The sequence below is a fragment of the Rhizobium sp. LC145 genome, from assembly GCF_001005825.1.
Classification (GTDB): Bacteria; Pseudomonadota; Alphaproteobacteria; order Rhizobiales; family Rhizobiaceae; genus Neorhizobium.
Map to the genome: position 1 here is coordinate 690,197 of NZ_LBHV01000004.1, position 17,498 is coordinate 707,694.

A 17,498-nucleotide genomic window follows, 5' to 3' on the forward strand; every position below is an offset into this window, starting at 1 on the left:
TTTACCGGAATACGCTCGGCAGCCACAGCGAGATGGCCGGTATATACGTGACCAGGCCGAGGACCACGATGCCGGCCAGATAGAAAGGCCAGATCGAGCGCATCGCCTGCCAGACGGTTATCTTGCCGACCGCGCAGGCCACGAACTGCACCGCCCCCACCGGCGGAGTGTTGAGCCCGATGCCGAGATTGAGGATCAGGATCACGCCGAAATGCACGGGATCGATGCCATAGGCGACCACGACCGGCAGGAAGATCGGGGTGCAGATGATGATCATCGGCCCCATGTCCATGAACGTGCCGAGCAGCAGCATGAGCAGGTTGAGCAGCAGCAGGATCATCAACGGGTCCTGCGAGATATTGTTCAGCACGTCGATGAGCTGCGCCGGCACCCGGAGATAAGCCATGAGCCAGGAGAAGGACGCCGCCGTGCCGATGATGAGGAGCACCATGGCGGTGGTACGCACGGCACCCAGCGTCGAATGCACGAAGTTCTTCCAGCTCAGCGAGCGGTAGACCAGCAGCGTCACGAGGAATGCATAGAAGACCGCGATGCACGAGCTTTCCGTCGCCGTGAAGATGCCCGAACGCACGCCGCCGAAAATGATGACGATCAGCATCAGGCCCGGCAGCGAGTTGAGGAAGAAATAGCCGACGCGGGCGAAACCGGGAAAGACCTCCGTTGGGTAGCCGCGGCTTCGGGCGACGAAATAGGCCGTCACCATCAGCGCAGCCGCAAACAGCAGCCCGGGCAGGATGCCGGCGGTGAAGAGATCGGCGATCGAGATCTTCCCGCCGGCCGCGATCGAATAGATGATCATGTTGTGCGACGGTGGGAGGAGAAGCGCGATGAGCGCCGCCATGGAGGTGACGTTGACCGCATAATCGGCGCCGTAGCCGCGCGCCTTCATCTGCGGGATCATCAGCCCGCCGACTGCAGCCGCTTCCGCAACTGCGGAGCCGGAAATGCCGCCGAAAAGCGTCGAGGCGGCGATGTTCACCTGCCCCAGGCCACCGCGCATATGCCCGACCAGCGAGCCGGCGAAGGCAACGATGCGCTGGGCAATACCGCCGCGCACCATCAGGTCGCCGGCATAGATGAAAAAGGGAATGGCAAGCAGCGTGAAGACGCTCATGCCGGAATTCATCTGCTGGAAAATGACGAGCGGCGGCAGGCCCATATAGAGGATGGTCGCGAAGCTCGCCACGCCGAGGCAGAAGGCGATCGGTGTGCCGATCAGCATCAGGAGCGTGAAGGTTCCGAACAGGATCCAGTTTTCCATGGTTCAGACCTCCTTGACCTGATCGAGTGCCGGGATCGGTTCTTCGGCCGTCGCATCGGCATCGACGTCGAAGCCGGAAAAGCGCAACACCAGCCGCTCCAAGGCGAAAAGGCTGATGAGCAGACCGCCTCCCACCAGCGGCAGATAGCGAATACCTTCCGGAATGCCGAGCGCCGGCAGGCGTGCCCGCCACTGGAGCTGAACCAGTTGCCAGCCGTAGACGATCATCCCGACGGCAAAGGCCAGAACCACCACATCGGAGATTGCGCGCAGATATTTCTTGCCGCCCGGAGGCAGGGCATAGAGTAGGACATCGAAGCCCAAGTGATAATTCTCGCGCACGCCGACGGCGGCGCCTAGGAATATGAACCAGCTCATCAGCATGACGGCCGTGAGCTCGGTCCAGGTATTCGTCCAGTTCAGCACGTAACGCACGAAAACCTGCCAGAACACGATACAGGTCATGAGGACCAGTCCCGCGCCCGCGATATAAAGTGCACCGTCGCAAATTCTGTTCAACAATCGGACGACGGCGTTCATGCGCGGCCTTTCGGCCGTATCATGCGCCTCCCCGATGCTTTTAGCTTCTGCCATCACCGTTCCCGCTTTTTTCATTGCCTTGTGGGAGACGGGCGGAACCCGTCTCCCGAGCATCGGAACCCGTTACTGGGTTTCCTGAATGCGCTTCACGAGATCCTGCAGCTTCGGATCTTTGACGTGCTTGTCGTAGACCGGCTTCATCGCATCGATGAAGGCCTGCTTGTCGAGCTCGTTGATCTTCGACCCGCCGGCTTCCACCGCGGAGCGCGACTTGGCGACCTGCGCATCCCAGAGCTCGTACTGCTTCGTAACGCTGTCCTTGGCCGCCTGCCTGAAGAGCGTCTGATCCTCCGGCGAGAGCTGGTCCCAGCTACGCTTGGACATCACCAGGACTTCCGGCACGATCAGATGCTCATCGAGCGAGAAGAACTTGGCGACTTCCGCATGCTTGGCGGTATCGTAGCTCGGGAAATTGTTCTCCGCGCCGTCGATGACGCCCGTCTCGATGCCGGTATAGACCTCGCCATAGGGCATCGGGGTCGCGCTGGCGCCGAGTGCCGCCACCATGTCAACGAAGATATCGGACTGCATGACGCGGAACTTCATACCCTTGAGATCGTCGATCGAGCTGATCGCCTTCTTGGAATTGTAGAAGGAGCGGGCGCCGCCGTCATAGAAGGCGAGGCCCACCACGCCATGCGGCTCGAAAGCGGCAAGGATCTCATCGCCGATCGGTCCATTCATCACCTTGCGAGCGTGTTCCACCGAGCGGAAGATGTAGGGAAGCGATGGGATAGTCGTCTCGGGAATCAGGCCGTTCCAAGGTCCCATCGAGACGCGGTTGAGGTCGATCACGCCCGTGCGGACCTGCTCGATCGTATCGGCTTCCTGGCCGAGCTGCGCGGAGTGATAGACCTCCACCGAATAGCGGCCGCCCGTGCGCTCCTTGATAAGCTCGCCGAAATACTTGACCGCTTCCACGGTCGGGTATCCGTCCGGATGGGTATCGGATGACCGAAGGACGGTCTGCGCTGCGGCTGTCCCCGCGAATGACAACGCCGCCACCGCGGCGACCATAGCTAGTTTCTTGAAATGCAACATGGTTTCCTCCCGTTTGCATGGCGCCCTCGCGCCTTCGAAGCCGACACACCTCCACGGCGGATCGGCAGTCTCCCTGATAAAGTCGAATTCCTCTTCACTCCCCTCCCTTCTCCCTGTGCTTGTGTTGCAAGGAGATTGGAGTGCCGGGTGAACGTCCGTTCGGTTCGCGTCGAAAAACGCATGGCGCCGCGGCCGGGCGCTTGCGCCCGTCCGAACCGGTCATGTCATTCAGATGCGAAACACGGTGCCGCCCTCCCTCGGCTCCTCATATGGCTAGGACACAACCGAGGGCGATGTCAACATACAAGATATCACAATTTGTATGATGACTTGTTTCGAGATGGTGGGGCGTTAGCCTAGGCCGGTTTCTGGATCGCCTCGGTCAGCTTCTTGCGCCGGAGCAGCATACCGTAGAGATCGCGCGGCTCGTCCGGATCGGCAAGCAGATCGAGGTTTTCGTAGAGGCTGGTGCCGGCAAGCTTGTCGCGGACGTAACGTAGCGCGGAGAAGTCCTCGGTCGCGAAACCAACGCTGTCGAACAACGTGACCTGGCTGGCGCCGTTTCGGCCCGTCGCCAGTCCTGTGATGACTTGCCAGAGCTCCGTCACCGGATGATCGGCCGGCATCTGTTGGATTTCGCCTTCGACGCGCGTCTGCGGCGGATACTCGACGAAGATATCGGAGCGGAGCAGGATATCGCGGTGCAGTTCCGTCTTGCCGGGGCAATCGCCGCCGACGGCATTGATGTGAACGCCCGGCCCGACCATGTTGTCAGTGAGGATGGTGGCGTTCTGCTTGTCGGCGGTCACCGTGGTGATGATCTGCGCGCCCTCGACCGCCTCCTCCGAGCTTCGGCAGGAGTGGATTTCGAAACCGAGCCCCTCCAGGTTGCGGGCGCAGCGTTCTGTGGCCTGCCGGTCGATATCGTAGAGACGCAGTTTTTGGACACCGAGAAGCGCCTTGAAAGCAATCGCCTGGAACTCACTCTGGGCGCCATTGCCGATGATCGCCATGCAATCAGCCGTCTTTGGCGCGAGATGCTTCGCTGCAACGGCCGAGGTCGCCGCGGTGCGGAGCGCCGTCAGGATGGTCATTTCCGAGATGAGCAGCGGATAGCCGCTGTCGACATCCGAGAGGACCCCGAAAGCGGTCACCGTCTGGCGTCCGCTGCGCGTATTCTTGGGATGGCCGTTGACATATTTGAAGCTGTAGAACCGGCCGTCGCTGGTCGGCATGAGCTCGATCACACCCTCATGCGAATGGGAGGCGACGCGCGGTACCTTGTCGAAGGACTCCCAGCGCCGGAAGTCGGCCTCGATATAAACGGCAAGCTCGGCGAGAAAGGTCTCGACCCCGATGCCGAGTACCAGGTCCATCATGTTCTCGACGCTGATGAACGGCACGATGTTCAAGTTGGGCAGGGCGGGCATATCGGCTCCTATCCTTGGCGCCGAGCGAACGGCGCTTCTCCGCGGCTGCGGCACGCGGTCATCCGGATTACGGAGAAGGACTATGCGGCCGACAGTCTTCCATGCGGTAAGCTGCCATGAATAGGCCGGCATGCCAATTGGATAAGTTGTACTGAGCTGCAGTCAGCCGAGCGCTACCCCATTGGTCGCGACATAGACCGAATAGAGCGAGGTCGTTGCTGTGATGAACAGCCGGTTCCTTCGCGGACCGCCGAAGGTGAGGTTCGCCACCGTCTGCGGTACCAGGATCTTGCCGAGAAGCGTTCCTTCGGGAGAGAAGCAGTGGACGCCGTCCCCCGCGCTCGTCCAGACATTGCCGTGGGCGTCCACGCGAAAGCCGTCGGGAAGCCCGTTGTCGAGGCTGCAGAAGACACGGCCGTCGGCAAGCTTCTTCCCTTCGACAATATCGAAGACGCGGATATGGCGCGGCGCGTTGATGTCGTGGCTGGAGGCGGAATCCGCGACATAGAGCTTGCTCTCGTCGGGCGAGAAGGCAAGCCCGTTCGGCTGACCGAAATCGGTGACGACCGCCTCCAGCCCACCGGTCTCGGGATCAAGGCGGTAGACATTGCGCGTCGGCTGCTCCGGCTCCGCCCTGAAGCCTTCGTAGTCGGATTTGATGCCATAGGTCGGGTCGGTGAACCAGATGCTGCCATCCGAGCGCACCACCACATCGTTGGGCGAGTTCAGCCGCTTGCCTTGGTAGCTATCCGCAAGCACGGTTAGCGAGCCGTCGATTTCCGTGCGCACCACCCGCCTGCCGCCATGCTCGCAGGAAATCAGCCTCCCCTGCCGGTCGCGGGTATTGCCATTGACGAAATTGGATGGCTCCCGGAAGACGGAAACACCGCCGTCCTGCACGAAGCGCAGCATCCGCTGGTTCGGAATATCACTCCAGATCAGGCAGTTGAGATCGGCAAACCAGACAGGCCCCTCTGCCCAGCGGCAGCCGGAATAGAGTTCTTCCAGCCTCGCGCTGCCGACGATCAGGTGCCGGAAGCGTTCGTCGTGGATTTCATAGATGGAAGGGGTCTGCGGCATGATTATTGTCCGATTGAAAGTGGCTCACCGGCCGGCCTGTCGCCCGCCGGCGACGAGGATGACCGCAATGATGATGAGGCCCGTCAGGATGAGGCGGAAGCCGGCGCCGAAACCATAGGTGTTGAGCATCGAAACCACCAGGAACATGAAGAGCGAGGCCCCCCATATGCCCGGAATATTGGAATTTCCGCCGGCGACCGCCGTACCGCCGATCACCACGACGGCTATCGACAGCAAGAGATATTCGCCCCCCATGTTGAGCGCGGCCCCGCCTGAGAAGCTTGCGAGCAGATAACCGCAGATGGAAGCGAGCGCTGCGCAGAGAATATAGGTGACGAGCCGTGTGCCATCGACCGGAATACCCGTCATCCGGGCCGCGAACATGCTCTGGCCGATCGCCGAGATCCAGCGACCGTAAATGCTCTTTTCCAGCAGAAGCCAGGCGACGGCGGAAAGGATCAGCGCCACGATCGCCACGTTCGGAATGCCGAACAGGGTGGAAGTGGTGAAATTCGCGAGGACTTCCGGCGGTTTGATCCGCAAGCCGCGGTTCGCCCAAATCGCCGTCGATTGCACGATGAAGCTCATGGAAAGCGTCGCGATGATGGGCGGTATCCGTAGAAGCTTGATGAGCGCATAGTTGCCGATGCCGATCGCAATCCCCAATAGGACCGAGACGAGCAGGCCGACGACGATCATGCTGTCCTGGACATCCATCAGTTTCAGCGCCAGCGTGCCGGAAAGCGTCATGGTCGCGGGTACGGAGAGATCGATATTGCCGGGACCAAGGGTGATGACGAACATCTGCCCTATGCCGACGATCACGTAGAAGGATGCGAAGGTGAGTGCCGCCTGCGACAGCCCGAAAGCGCTTGCGCCGCCGGTGAACAGCACCGTGACGATCCAGACGATGACGGTGGCGGCGAAGGACCATATCCACGGCTTGGAGGGGAGCGAGAAGAAATTCATCGGTTCTTCTCCCGCTTCTCGAGCCGGTTCAGAAAGAGCCGCAGCGCCAGCACCACGATCAGGATCGCGCCCTGTGCGCCGATCTGCCAGTCGGGCGATATGCGCATGAAGGAGAGGAACGAGCCGGCAAGCGTCAGTGTCAGCGCGCCGATGACGGCTCCTATCGGGGAGACCTTGCCGCCCACGAACTCGCCGCCGCCGAGGATGACGCCTGCGATTGAGAGCAGCGTGTAGCGCAATGCGATATTGGCGTCCGCCGATGTCGTAAGCCCCACGAGCGCGATGCCCGAGAGCACCGCGAAAAGGCCCGCCAGCGCATAAGCCCCGGCACGGATGCGGATCACCGACCAGCCAGCTCGCTCGACGGATCGGAAATTACCGCCGACGCCGCGGATCAGCACGCCGAAGGAAGAGCGCATGATGAGGAAATGCGTGACGACGGCTATGACGACGCTGGCCACGATCGCCATCGGAACGAACGGCGGCCTTGACGTCATTACCCAGCGCGCCCAGCCGGGAGCCTCGCCGCCGGGCGAAGGCAGCATCAGGACCGCAAGCCCGCCCCAGATGAAGCTCATGCCGAGTGTGACGACGATCGAGGGAAGCTCGCGCAGATGTATGATGACGCCCATCGCCGCATAGGCCGCGATGGCGCCAAGAAAGATCAGGATGCCGATCGCAGGCGAGGCCTGCAGGAAGGTGGCCGTCACGCAGGCGCAGAAGCTGACGAAAGTGCCCATCGAAAGATCGAGGTCATTGACCGCCATGATGAGCATCTGCGCGACCGTCGCGAGCGCGATCGGCACCGCCAGATTGAAGAGCAGGTTGAGCCCCGTATAGCTCATCGCCCGCGGCTGCATGTAGAAGACCGCGGCAAGCAGAACGGCAAGCGACAGCGCCGGAATGATGAGGCGGATAGTTCCCGAGGAAAGCTTCATGCCGCCTCACCTCCATGGAAGGATGCGGCAAGCACGTTCTTCTCGGTGATCTCGTCGCCTGTCAGTTCCGCGACGATCGCGCCTTCCCTGAACACGTAGACGCGGTCACAAAGGCGTATTTCGTCCATTTCGGTGGAATACCAGATGAAGGTTCGGCCGGATTTCGCCTCGGCGCGAAGGATTTCGTAGACTTCCTGCTTGGTGCCGACATCCACCCCGCGCATCGGATCGTCCATCAGCACGATCTTCGCGGTCGTGGCGAGCGCACGGGCAAACAGCACCTTCTGCTGATTACCCCCGGAAAGCGACAGGATACGGTTCTCCATGTCGGGCGTGCGTATTTCTATGCGCTTCTTCCAGCCTTCGCCGAGTAGATCCTCGCGGCTCTGATCGACCAGGCTGCGGGAAGAAAGCTGGCCGAGGGAGGCGATACTGAGGTTCTTCAATATGCTCCAGAGCGGAAATGTGCCGTTGAGGCTGCGATCGCCGGCAACGAAGGCGATCTCCCGCCGCCGCGCCGGCAACCAGTTGCTGTTGCCGGAAAGGTAGAGATGGAGAAGTGCATCGGTCTGGCCGTGCCCGCCAAGGCCCGCCAGCCCGATCATCTCACCGCGATGAGCCTCGAAGGGCAGGCCATGCCCCTTTCTCGGCGGCATCGTCAGGACCGCCGCACCGCTTCTCGTCGTCACAGACCGCTGCCATTCCAGCTCGCGCACCACATTGCCCATCGCCTCGACCAGGCTGCGTGTCGAAAATTCTTTTGCGGCGCGATCGGCGACGACGCGGCCATCCTTCATCACCACGATCCGGTCGGAAGTGGAAAGGATTTCGCCAAGAATATGGGAAATGAGGAGCACCGCTCCCCCTTCCGAGACGAAACGGCGGATATAGGCCATGAGCTGCGCTGCAAGTCCCGCATCGAGCGAGGAGGTCGGCTCGTCGAGAATGACCAGCTTCGGACGCTCGCCCGCACCGGAAAAACTGATGGCGATCTCCACCATCTGCCGCTCGGCGATCGAGAGATCGTCCACCGTGCTGTCGCAATCGATGCCGTGGCCGGGAAATATTTCCTCGAGCTGCCGCCTGACGAGTTCGAGTGCGCGGGCGCGCCAGTTCCAGCCCTTGAGTTCGCTATGCGTCACGCGGACGTTTTCGTTCACCGTCAGGTTCGGGCAGAGCGACAGTTCCTGGAAGACGCAGCGCACGCCATTGGCCCGCGCCACGGAAATTCCGTGCTGGCCGGAACCGCCGCCATAGCTGACCTCGCCCTCATGCGGGCTGAGGCCGCCATTGATGACATTGACGATGGTGGACTTGCCGGCGCCGTTATGACCCACCAGACCGACGCATTCGCCGGCATGGATGATAAGGTCCGCCCCGTCCAACGCCTTGACGGCGCCGAACGTCACCTTGATGCCGCGCGCGGCTGCCACCTCTTGTTTCAATACGGCTTCAGTCATGTGGGGATCATGGTCGGTATTCGGCCAGGTGAACATTAGAAATGGCGGGACGGTTTCGGAAAGAAACGCCGCCCCGCCGCACGAGAGTTTTCAGGCTGTCACTTGGCCGCCTCGATCACCTTCTGGGCGTCTTCGAGCGAATATTCCACATTCGCCACGCCGCCCTTCTGGGTGTTCGCCAGATTGGCTTCGAGATTGTCCTGATCGATGCGCAGGAACGGCACCACGAGGTCTTTCTTCACTTCCTTGCCGTCGAGGATCTGCTGGGCCACCCAGAAGGCAAGCGTCGAAACGCCCGGCGCGATGGAGACCGACATCGTCTCGTAACCATCCTTATCCTTCTGGCTCTTCCACCATACCAGCTCGTCTTCGCGATTGCCCATGACGATGGTCGGCGTTGGACGATTGGCGGCCGCGAATGCCTGGGCGGCGCCATATCCGTCGCCGCCTTGCGTCACGACCGCGGCGACTTCGGGAAGGCTCGGAAGAATGCCCGCGACAGCGCGCTGCGCGACGTCCTGGGCCCAGTCGCCGTTGACCGAGCCGACGATCTTGAACTGCGGGTTCTTCTCGACGCCGGCCTGGATGCCCGCATGGATTTCGTCATCCACCGAGACGCCGGCAAGTCCGCGGATTTCAAGCAGGTTGCCGCCGTTCGGCATCTTCTTGGCGAGATATTCGATCTGGCTTTCGCCCATGGCCTTGAAGTCCACGGCGATGCGCCATGCGCAAGGCTCGGTCACGATGCCGTCGAACGACACGACGGTAATGCCGGCGTCGCAGGCTTCCTTGATCGCGCCGTTCAGAGCGGTTGGGGATGCTGCGTTGACGACGATCGCGTCATAGCCCTGGAGGATGAGATTCTGAATCTGCGCGGCCTGCTCGGTCGCCTGGTTTTCGGCCGTGGTGAACGGATCGGCCGCAGCCACGACGCCCTTTTCCACCGCCTCCTTGGTGATCTTGTCCCAGCTTGTCAGCATCGCCTGTCGCCAGGAATTGCCGGCATAGTTGTTGGACAAGGCGATCTTCTTCTCGGCCGTATCCGCGAGCGCGGAAACCGGCCCTGCGATGCACGCGATGGCGACCGATGCAAACAGCATCTTCCCGATAGTCATGATTTCCTCCCTAAAGCTCTCTCGGGGGTCACTTCGGTCCGCTCCTCAACGGCCATCCGAAGATAATGATTGCGCTGAGCCCCCTATGCTCAGTAAAGCCAGCATGGAGGAGAAATCAGGTGCTGTATAGGCGCATACAAGCAAGCCGTTTGCGGGCTTTCGCGCAAAATCTGCGGGTTCCCGCAGGACAAGCGCTCAAAGCTGGCGCTTAATTGTATCCGAAGGACTTGGGAGGAGTCCGCCGATGCTCAATCCGGCGCAGAATTCGCTGTTCGACCGCTATCTCGGCATCTCCCGACTGCTGGCTGGCCAGCTCGATTTTCACTCCATCATCCAGGCCGTCGCCGCGGAGATCAGCCACATCATCCCGCATGAGCACCTCGACGTCTGCATCAAGATGCTGGATGGCAAATACCACATCGCCTACGAGAGCGGCCTGGAGACTGCCTGGAGCAAACATCCGCCGGCCCTCTTGACCGGCAGCCCGATCCGCACGCTTCTTACGGGCGAAGCCGATTTCCTCCTGTCGCCGGATGCCTGTTCCGATCCCCGCTTCCACTTCGAAGGCGCCTTTTCGAGCCCGATCATAGAGCTGTCGCTACACAGCCGACTGCATGTGCCGCTGAAAGCGCAAGGGAGCATCATCGGAGCGCTGAGCTGCTCCAGCCACCAGATCGACGCCTATACGATGGAAGACGTCGAGAATGCCCGCTCGATTGCCGATCTGCTGGCGCCGTATTTCTTCGCGCTGCGTGCGGCCGAACAGGCCAAGCTTTCGGCGATCGTGGAAGCAGAGGCCCGCGCCCGCGAGGAAGGACTGAGGCTTGGTGCGTTGAAGCTTACGGAAGCACTCGAGGCCGAGCGCCAGCGGATCGGCATGGATCTCCACGACCAGACGCTTGCCGACCTTACAAGGCTGACGCGGCGCATGGAGCGACTGACGCGCCTGCCGGACATGCCCGGCGAGACGCTGGAACCCCTGTGCCGCGCCATGCAGCAATGCATGCACGACCTGCGCCAGATCATCGAGGAGGCAAAACCCTCCGTCCTCCAGCTCTTCGGCGTCGCCGAGGCGATCGAAAACCATCTCGACCGTTCGGGCCGTGACAGCGGCCTGCCCATTGAATGGCGGATGATCGATGAAAGCGAAGGGGCGCTTCAGGGCCTCGACCAGACGGTTGCGACTGCCCTGTTCCGCATCGTCCAGGAGGCGGTCAACAACGCCATAAGGCATGCCCAGCCGCAAGACATCCTTGTCCGCCTCCGCAAGCTCGAACGATCCCTCCTGGTCGAGGTGATCGATGATGGCGACGGCATGCAGGACCCGCACGGCCAGAGGGGGCATGGGATCGACAATATGAAAACGCGTGCCCGCCTGATCTCCGCAAAATTCGAGATGGGCCGGAACAATGACGGCAAGGGCACTTTCGTCAGGGTCGCGCTGCCCGTCGAGCCGTAACCATTTCGGAGAATGACCATGAAAGTCCTGATCGTCGAGGATGATCCGCTGCACCGTTCCTACCTGCACGAGGCGGTGCGTGCCGCGCTTCCGGAATGCGATGCCGTGCTTGAGGCGGAAAACGGTGCGAGCGGTGAAATCCAGGCCAGAAAATCCCGTGCCGAGCACGTGGTGATGGATCTGCAGATGAGCGAGCGGAACGGCATCGAGGCGGCCCGCACGATCTGGCGCGAAAGGCCGGACACCAAGATTCTCTTCTGGTCGAACTACTCCGATGAAGCCTATGTCCGCGGTGTTTCCAGGATCGTCCCGGAAGGAGCGACCTACGGCTATGTGCTGAAATCGACCTCGGACGAACGGCTACGGCTGGCTCTCAGAAGCGTTTTCGTGGAGTCGCAATGCGTCATCGACCGCGAGGTTCGTGGCATTCAGCAGAAGAGCCTGGGAAATGCGCATGGCCTGAGCGATGCCGAATATGAGATCCTGGTGGACGTAGCCCTCGGCCTTACGGATAAGGCCATTGCGCAGAGGAAGAGGCTGTCGCTTCGAAGTGTCCAGAACCGGCTGCAGAGCCTCTATGAAAAGCTCGATATCTATCAGTTGCCCGGCGCAGAGGCAGAGGGCTGGTATAATCTCAGGATGCGCGCCGTCACCGTGGCGCTCCTGCGCAAAGTGTTGAACTCCAGCGCCCTGGAACGGGCCGAACGCGAACTGCGGGACAGTATTTCATCCTGAAGACTACACAGCCCTCGTTCTATGGACAGGGCCGCGGCATCATGCGTAGTATGGATTTTAGGCAGCTGCAAAACCTGCCGAATAATTGCACAAAATGGGGATCACCATGAAAAAGACCGCCGCCCTCATCGCCGCCACCTTCCTGATGTGCTCGGCAGCCCATGCTGAGACCGCCGTTTCCATCGGCATCTCGGGCTGGACCGGCTTTGCGCCGCTGACGCTTGCCAAGCAAGCTGGCATTTTCGAGAAGAACGGCCTCGACGTCACCATCAAGAAGATCCCCCAGGCAAGCCGCCATCTGGCGCTCGCCTCCGGCGATGTCCAGTGCGCCGCCACGACGGTGGAAACCTGGATCGTCTGGAATGCCAATGGGGTTCCGGCAATCCAGATCTTCCAGCTCGACAAGTCCCATGGAGCCGATGGCATCGCGGTGCGCAACGACGTTTCCAGCGTTGCCGATCTCAAGGGCAAGACGATCGCAGCCTCCGCGCCGGGCACCTCTCCCTATTTCTTCCTGGCCTATATCCTGAAGGAGAACGGCCTCACCATGAAGGACGTGAAGGTCGTCAACCTAGAACCCGGCCCGGCTGCCCAGGCCTTCGTGGCGGGACAGAACGATGCGGCCATGACCTATGAGCCCTACTTGTCCACAGTCCGGGCAGCACCCGATCAGGGCAAGATCCTTGCGACCACGCTCGAATATCCGGCGGTGATGGATACGTTCGGCTGCACGCCGGCCTTCCTGAAGGAGAACCCGGAAGCCGCCAAGGCTTTCGCAGACAGCTATTTCGAAGCTCTCGAGATGATCAGGGCGGAACCTGAAAAATCCTACGGCATTATGGGCGCCGACGTGAAACAATCGGCGGAAGCCTTTGCCGGCTCCGCCAAGTTCCTCGAATGGCAGGACAAGGCCGCCAACCAGACCTTCTTCGAAGGCGAGTTCAAGACCTTCTCCGCCAAAGCGGCCGATCTCTTGATGGAAATCGGCATCATCAAGACCAAGCCCGATCTTGCAACGATTGTGGATACCTCCTTCATCAAGTAAAGCAGCCGAGATCGGCGGGGCAGCGGCTGCTCCGCCAGCCATAGCACCGGGTAAACATGCGACCTCTCGAACCGATCGGCCCACAGGCGCGCGTCCTGCTGGGCATTCTCTTCTTCATTCTATTCTTCGCCGTCTGGGGTATCGCCACACTCGGCGGCTTCGTCTCGCCGACCTTCCTCGCCGATCCGATCACGATGGTGAAGGACGGCATCTATCTCCTGACCGAGCAGGGGTTTCTTGCCGATATCGGCGTGACGGTATGGCGGGTGGTCGGCGGTTTCGTGCTGGCGGCGGCCATTGCCGTGCCGGTCGGGGTCGCCATGGGCGCTTATAAGCCGATCGAGGCGCTGCTGGAGCCCTTCGTCTCCTTCGCGCGCTATCTGCCTGCTTCCGCTTTCGTGCCCCTTCTCATCCTCTGGGCCGGCATCGGCGAACTCCAGAAACTCCTGGTTATCTTCATCGGCGCCGTATTCCAGATCATCCTCATGGTGGCGGTTTCCGTGGCGGGAACCCGCCGCGATCTGGTCGAGGCGGCCTATACGCTTGGCGCGAAGGACAGAGGGATCGTCAGCCGCGTCCTGATCCCGGCCAATGCACCGGAGATCGCCGAGACGCTACGCCTGGTCCTTGGCTGGGCCTGGACCTACGTGATCGTCGCGGAACTGATCGGCGCTTCTTCCGGCATCGGCTACATGATTATCAACAGCCAAGCCTTGATGGCCACAGGCCAGATCATCTTCGGCATCATCGTCATCGGCCTGATCGGACTTATCTCCGATTTCGCCTTCAAGACCCTGAACCGCTGGCTGTTTGCCTGGAGGCTTGCATGAGCGAACTCGTCATCAAGGGCGTCAGCCGCACCTTTCCCGGTGTACGCGGCGGCAAACCCGTGCAGGCGCTGCAGCCGACCGACCTCGAGATCCAACGCAACGATTTCGTGACGATCCTTGGCCCCTCGGGCTGCGGCAAGTCCACCCTGCTGCGCATCATCGCCGGTCTCGACCGGCCGACGGCGGGTACGGTGACGCTTTCCGGCAGGCAAGTCGCCGGGCCGGGCGCAGACCGGGGAATGGTCTTCCAGTCCTACACACTCTTCCCCTGGCTGACGGTGCGCGAAAACGTTGCCTTCGGTTTGCGGGAGCGCGGCGTACCGGCAAAGGAAATAAGGGAGATCGTCGACAGCTATATCGACAAGGTCGGGCTGCGCGGCTTCGAAAACCATTGGCCGAAGCAGCTTTCGGGCGGCATGCAGCAGCGCACGGCGATCGCAAGGGCGCTTGCCAACGATCCGCGGATCCTCCTGCTGGATGAGCCCTTCGGTGCTCTCGACAACCAGACGCGCGGCCTCATGCAGGAACTGCTGCTCGGCATATGGGAGCGGGAGCAGAAGACGGTGATTTTTGTGACCCACGATATCGAGGAAGCCGTGTTCATGGCCTCCCGGGTGGTGACCATGACCGCTCGCCCCGGGCGGATCAAATCCATCACCGAGGTCAACCTGCCGCATCCTCGCCACTACACCATCAAGGTCAGCCCGGAATTCTCCGAATTGCGCCTGAAGCTTACCGACGAGATCCGTGACGAAGCGATCGCTGCGACACGCGATTGAGCGCGTCGCAGCCTGTTCGTTGAACCCCAGCCATTTAGCCGGTTGCTACCTAAGCCGCAGAATTTAGGTAGCAACCATGCAATCCTGTTCGTGTCCGCTCCTAATTCGTCATCCCCGAGGCGAACAGGTTGTTGAGCTTGTAGGCGACTTCGGTCCGGTTGGTGGCCTTCAGCTTTTTCATGATGTTTCGGATATGAACCTTCACCGTGCTTTCCCGCAGGTTGAGTTCATAAGCGATGATCTTGTTGGCCTTGCCCTTGCGAAGTGCTTCGACGACTTCCTCCTGCCGCAGCGTGAACATTCCCGATAGCGCGCGCGGCGCCCCCCCTGGAGCCTCGTTCACCAGATGCCGAACGGAAAGCACGCTGCTTGCAGGCACGAAAATGCCGCCCGCCACAGCCAGTCCGATCGCCTCCACACAGACGGCGATGCCGACCGAGGACGGAATGAACCCCCGCGCGCCGTATTCGAGCATCTTCACGACCTGCGTCAGGTCGTCCGCGTCCGAAAGAACGATGATCGGGATCGACTTAAACTCGGCGGCGAATCTGGAGAAATCGCTTGCCAGAGTGGCGTCGTCTGCCCGGCGGCTGCCGATGTTGAACAGAATGGCCTCGAGAGGCGGATGGATATCCTGTTCCCTCCTCCATTCTTCCACGGAGCCGACAGCACATACGTCCATCTTCAGCCCGCGCCCGATAAGCCCGCGCGCAAGGCATTCCCGATCCAACGCCCTTTGATCGATGATGAGAAGGCAACCCCTGTAGCCTGTCTCCATGTCCCCCTTGCCGGCTCTGTCGGCCGACTTGGAAATTTCATTCGGAATGCGAAAGGCCTCCGCGACAGCCGGAGTACGCCCATAACCGTTTATCGTCGAACTCATCTTACCCCCTTGCCTGAGCGCGGGCGTCATGCCCACGTTCAGGACCCTGACTTACGAGTGCCCAAACAGTCTGCCGTTTTTACCTGTCCATTATTAGTTAACCTCAATATACAACCTATACCTAATTTAGTCCATCTTCATGTAAATAAATATTGCAGAAACTCTCAATAAGTGGACATAGCAAGCGCTGATAGATACTTACATTTTCCTCGCTGGCTTACGTGAACGTCAAAAAATTGGCTTCGATCCCAAGGAAAGGACCCAGTTGTATACTTGAAGTATCTGATCCGCTTTTGCTTTCCAGGTGTATCGCTTTCTAACGCGCTGTCCCGCTTCGGTACTCATTGAGGCCAGCAGTTCGGGATTGCGCTCAAACATCGAGAACACGTCGCAAAAACCTGCAATCAGGCTTTCCCGGCTGGTAAAATCGACTGCCACCCCGCTTTGCCGGTCTATGAGTTCCGGCGGCCCGCCGTAATTCGCCACGATCGGAACGAGACCCATCGCCATGGCCTCCAGAACCACGCCGCCGCCGAATTCGCGAACGCTCGGCAAAGCCAGCGCCTGATATCGGGACAGGGTAGTCGCGAGGTCCTTCTGCTGCACCCAGCCCGCGAAACGAACGCACTCCTCCAGCCCGTGTCGCCGCACCGTCGCTTCCAGTTCGCCTCGCTGCGGTCCGTCGCCGATGATGAGGACTTCGATATCCAGCGTCCCGCGATAGGCCGCGACCGCCTCGATCAGCATGTCCGCGCCCTTGTAGGGAACCAATCTCCCGATGAAGGCGATTGCCAGTCTACCATCCACGAGCCTGCGGGGCTGAAATGGAAACCGGTCGGGGTCAGCGGCGTTTTCCGGAATGAGAAAAGCCCGATCTGCGCACTCGCTCGGGAATTCGCTCAACGTGTGACGGGATCCTGCGATGAGCGCAGCCGCGTTCGATCTCGTTACCCGATAAAACGGCATCAGGGCGTGGATATTCCTGACTTTGGAAAGCCACTCCCGCTCGCGGCTCTGGACATCCGCGAAACCCCGAGGCCACGGCACCCCACCGTTGAGCGGGCCGAGGACGAACGGAATCCCATGCTTTTTCAGCTTTCGCACGATCGGGCTCTGGCTTGTCGGGCTGAGCGGCGTAATTCTGTGCACGAGGTCAAATTCACCGGCCACCAGCCGCTTGCCCAGAAGTCTCCAGACCTGCCGTTCGAAGCTGTAGTAGGAAAGCGAGGAAAGCGCCGTCACCAAGGTCCAGCCCTTGTTATCGCCGCCCCTCAAGAGCTCACCGAACCGATAGAGCCTTCGCGCGGTGCGCTCGTTGTCGATGACGACAAAATCCTTCTCCTCGATCAGCCCGGCACGCAGCAAGGCTTCGCGGTTTCGGATTTGAGTCACGATAAGAGCGTCTGTCCGGTCCATGATGGCGCGCGCGAGATTCCAGCCGACCAGCGGCACACTCGTCCATTCCGGATTGGCGGCTTCCACGATCAGTAGCGGACGCACGCGTTCACCCTGCGCCATTGCCCGGCGCCGGGAAAGATCTGCATTTCGGATTTTCTCTGCGGAAGGCTTCCGCAAAGTCAGGCCGCGTAAAGCCCGGAGGAAGCCGCCGGTGTCCTGCCCCACGACAATCATCGGCAAGAGACCCTTTTCATGGGCTCGGCCACGAGCGCGAGACAAGCCTCCACATCTTGAAAAACCAACGATTTAAAACATGCCCACATGGAGTATTCCGAGCTTGATCTTCACGAGCATCGGCTAACTCCGCAGGAGTATGAAATTGCCGTCCTCACCCGTTAAAAGTAATTCCAGATGATGAAAGTTTATTACTGCCCATAGCTGCCTATCAATTTAC

At 60.7% G+C, this 17,498-nt stretch carries 16 protein-coding genes; 5 read left to right on the forward strand and 11 right to left on the reverse strand.

Going from position 1 to position 17,498, the window contains the following annotated elements:
* Position 1: 1 nt before the first annotated feature.
* The 9 genes from YH62_RS14885 to YH62_RS14925 all read right to left on the reverse strand — a co-directional run bounded on the left by YH62_RS14885 (position 2) and on the right by YH62_RS14925 (position 9,915).
* Positions 2–1,282 (reverse strand): TRAP transporter large permease, encoded by a 1,281-nt coding sequence (locus YH62_RS14885; protein WP_046794978.1) that lies wholly within the window; start codon positions 1,280–1,282, stop codon positions 2–4.
* 3 nt (positions 1,283–1,285) lie between these two features.
* Complete coding sequence (locus YH62_RS14890; protein WP_046795114.1) at positions 1,286–1,822, reverse strand: TRAP transporter small permease; 537 nt, start codon at positions 1,820–1,822, stop codon at positions 1,286–1,288.
* 123 nt (positions 1,823–1,945) lie between these two features.
* Positions 1,946–2,923, reverse strand: a complete 978-nt coding sequence (locus YH62_RS14895) for a TRAP transporter substrate-binding protein (protein ID WP_046794979.1) — start codon at positions 2,921–2,923, stop codon at positions 1,946–1,948.
* 356 nt (positions 2,924–3,279) lie between these two features.
* Positions 3,280–4,353 carry an ornithine cyclodeaminase gene (locus YH62_RS14900; protein WP_046794980.1) on the reverse strand — a complete coding sequence of 358 codons (1,074 nt, stop codon included), beginning with the start codon at positions 4,351–4,353 and terminating at the stop codon, positions 3,280–3,282.
* A 162-nt stretch (positions 4,354–4,515) separates the two neighbouring features.
* Positions 4,516–5,433 carry an SMP-30/gluconolactonase/LRE family protein gene (locus tag YH62_RS14905; RefSeq protein WP_046794981.1) on the reverse strand — a complete coding sequence of 306 codons (918 nt, stop codon included), beginning with the start codon at positions 5,431–5,433 and terminating at the stop codon, positions 4,516–4,518.
* Between the two features lie 24 nt (positions 5,434–5,457).
* Positions 5,458–6,402, reverse strand: coding sequence for an ABC transporter permease (locus tag YH62_RS14910; RefSeq protein WP_046794982.1), 945 nt, complete (start codon positions 6,400–6,402; stop codon positions 5,458–5,460).
* Positions 6,399–7,340 carry an ABC transporter permease gene (locus tag YH62_RS14915; RefSeq protein ID WP_046794983.1) on the reverse strand — a complete coding sequence of 314 codons (942 nt, stop codon included), beginning with the start codon at positions 7,338–7,340 and terminating at the stop codon, positions 6,399–6,401. Before YH62_RS14915 ends, YH62_RS14910 begins: the two co-directional genes overlap by 4 nt.
* Complete coding sequence (locus YH62_RS14920) at positions 7,337–8,800, reverse strand: sugar ABC transporter ATP-binding protein (protein ID WP_046795115.1); 1,464 nt, start codon at positions 8,798–8,800, stop codon at positions 7,337–7,339. The genes YH62_RS14915 and YH62_RS14920 overlap by 4 nt, the downstream gene beginning before the upstream one ends.
* 98 nt (positions 8,801–8,898) lie before the next feature.
* Positions 8,899–9,915 carry an ABC transporter substrate-binding protein gene (locus tag YH62_RS14925; protein ID WP_046794984.1) on the reverse strand — a complete coding sequence of 339 codons (1,017 nt, stop codon included), beginning with the start codon at positions 9,913–9,915 and terminating at the stop codon, positions 8,899–8,901.
* Positions 9,916–10,159: 244 nt separating this feature from the next.
* Between YH62_RS14925 and YH62_RS14930 the strand changes: the two genes are divergently transcribed.
* The 5 genes from YH62_RS14930 to YH62_RS14950 all read left to right on the forward strand — a co-directional run bounded on the left by YH62_RS14930 (position 10,160) and on the right by YH62_RS14950 (position 14,763).
* Positions 10,160–11,374, forward strand: coding sequence for a sensor histidine kinase (locus YH62_RS14930; RefSeq protein ID WP_046794985.1), 1,215 nt, complete (start codon positions 10,160–10,162; stop codon positions 11,372–11,374).
* Positions 11,375–11,392: 18 nt separating this feature from the next.
* On the forward strand, positions 11,393–12,109 hold the full coding sequence (locus tag YH62_RS14935; RefSeq protein ID WP_046794986.1) for a response regulator transcription factor: 717 nt from the start codon (positions 11,393–11,395) through the stop codon (positions 12,107–12,109).
* Positions 12,110–12,215: 106 nt separating this feature from the next.
* Positions 12,216–13,154, forward strand: coding sequence for an ABC transporter substrate-binding protein (locus tag YH62_RS14940; RefSeq protein WP_046795116.1), 939 nt, complete (start codon positions 12,216–12,218; stop codon positions 13,152–13,154).
* A gap of 56 nt (positions 13,155–13,210) precedes the next feature.
* Positions 13,211–13,984, forward strand: a complete 774-nt coding sequence (locus tag YH62_RS14945) for an ABC transporter permease (RefSeq protein WP_046794987.1) — start codon at positions 13,211–13,213, stop codon at positions 13,982–13,984.
* Positions 13,981–14,763, forward strand: a complete 783-nt coding sequence (locus YH62_RS14950; protein ID WP_046794988.1) for an ABC transporter ATP-binding protein — start codon at positions 13,981–13,983, stop codon at positions 14,761–14,763. The genes YH62_RS14945 and YH62_RS14950 overlap by 4 nt, the downstream gene beginning before the upstream one ends.
* A 100-nt stretch (positions 14,764–14,863) precedes the next feature.
* On the opposite strand, the gene YH62_RS14955 is transcribed toward YH62_RS14950, so the two are convergent.
* Complete coding sequence (locus YH62_RS14955) at positions 14,864–15,541, reverse strand: response regulator transcription factor (protein WP_245282104.1); 678 nt, start codon at positions 15,539–15,541, stop codon at positions 14,864–14,866.
* Positions 15,542–15,874: 333 nt separating this feature from the next.
* Positions 15,875–17,164, reverse strand: coding sequence for a glycosyltransferase family 4 protein (locus YH62_RS14960; protein ID WP_046795117.1), 1,290 nt, complete (start codon positions 17,162–17,164; stop codon positions 15,875–15,877).
* Between the last annotated feature and the right edge of the window lie 334 nt (positions 17,165–17,498).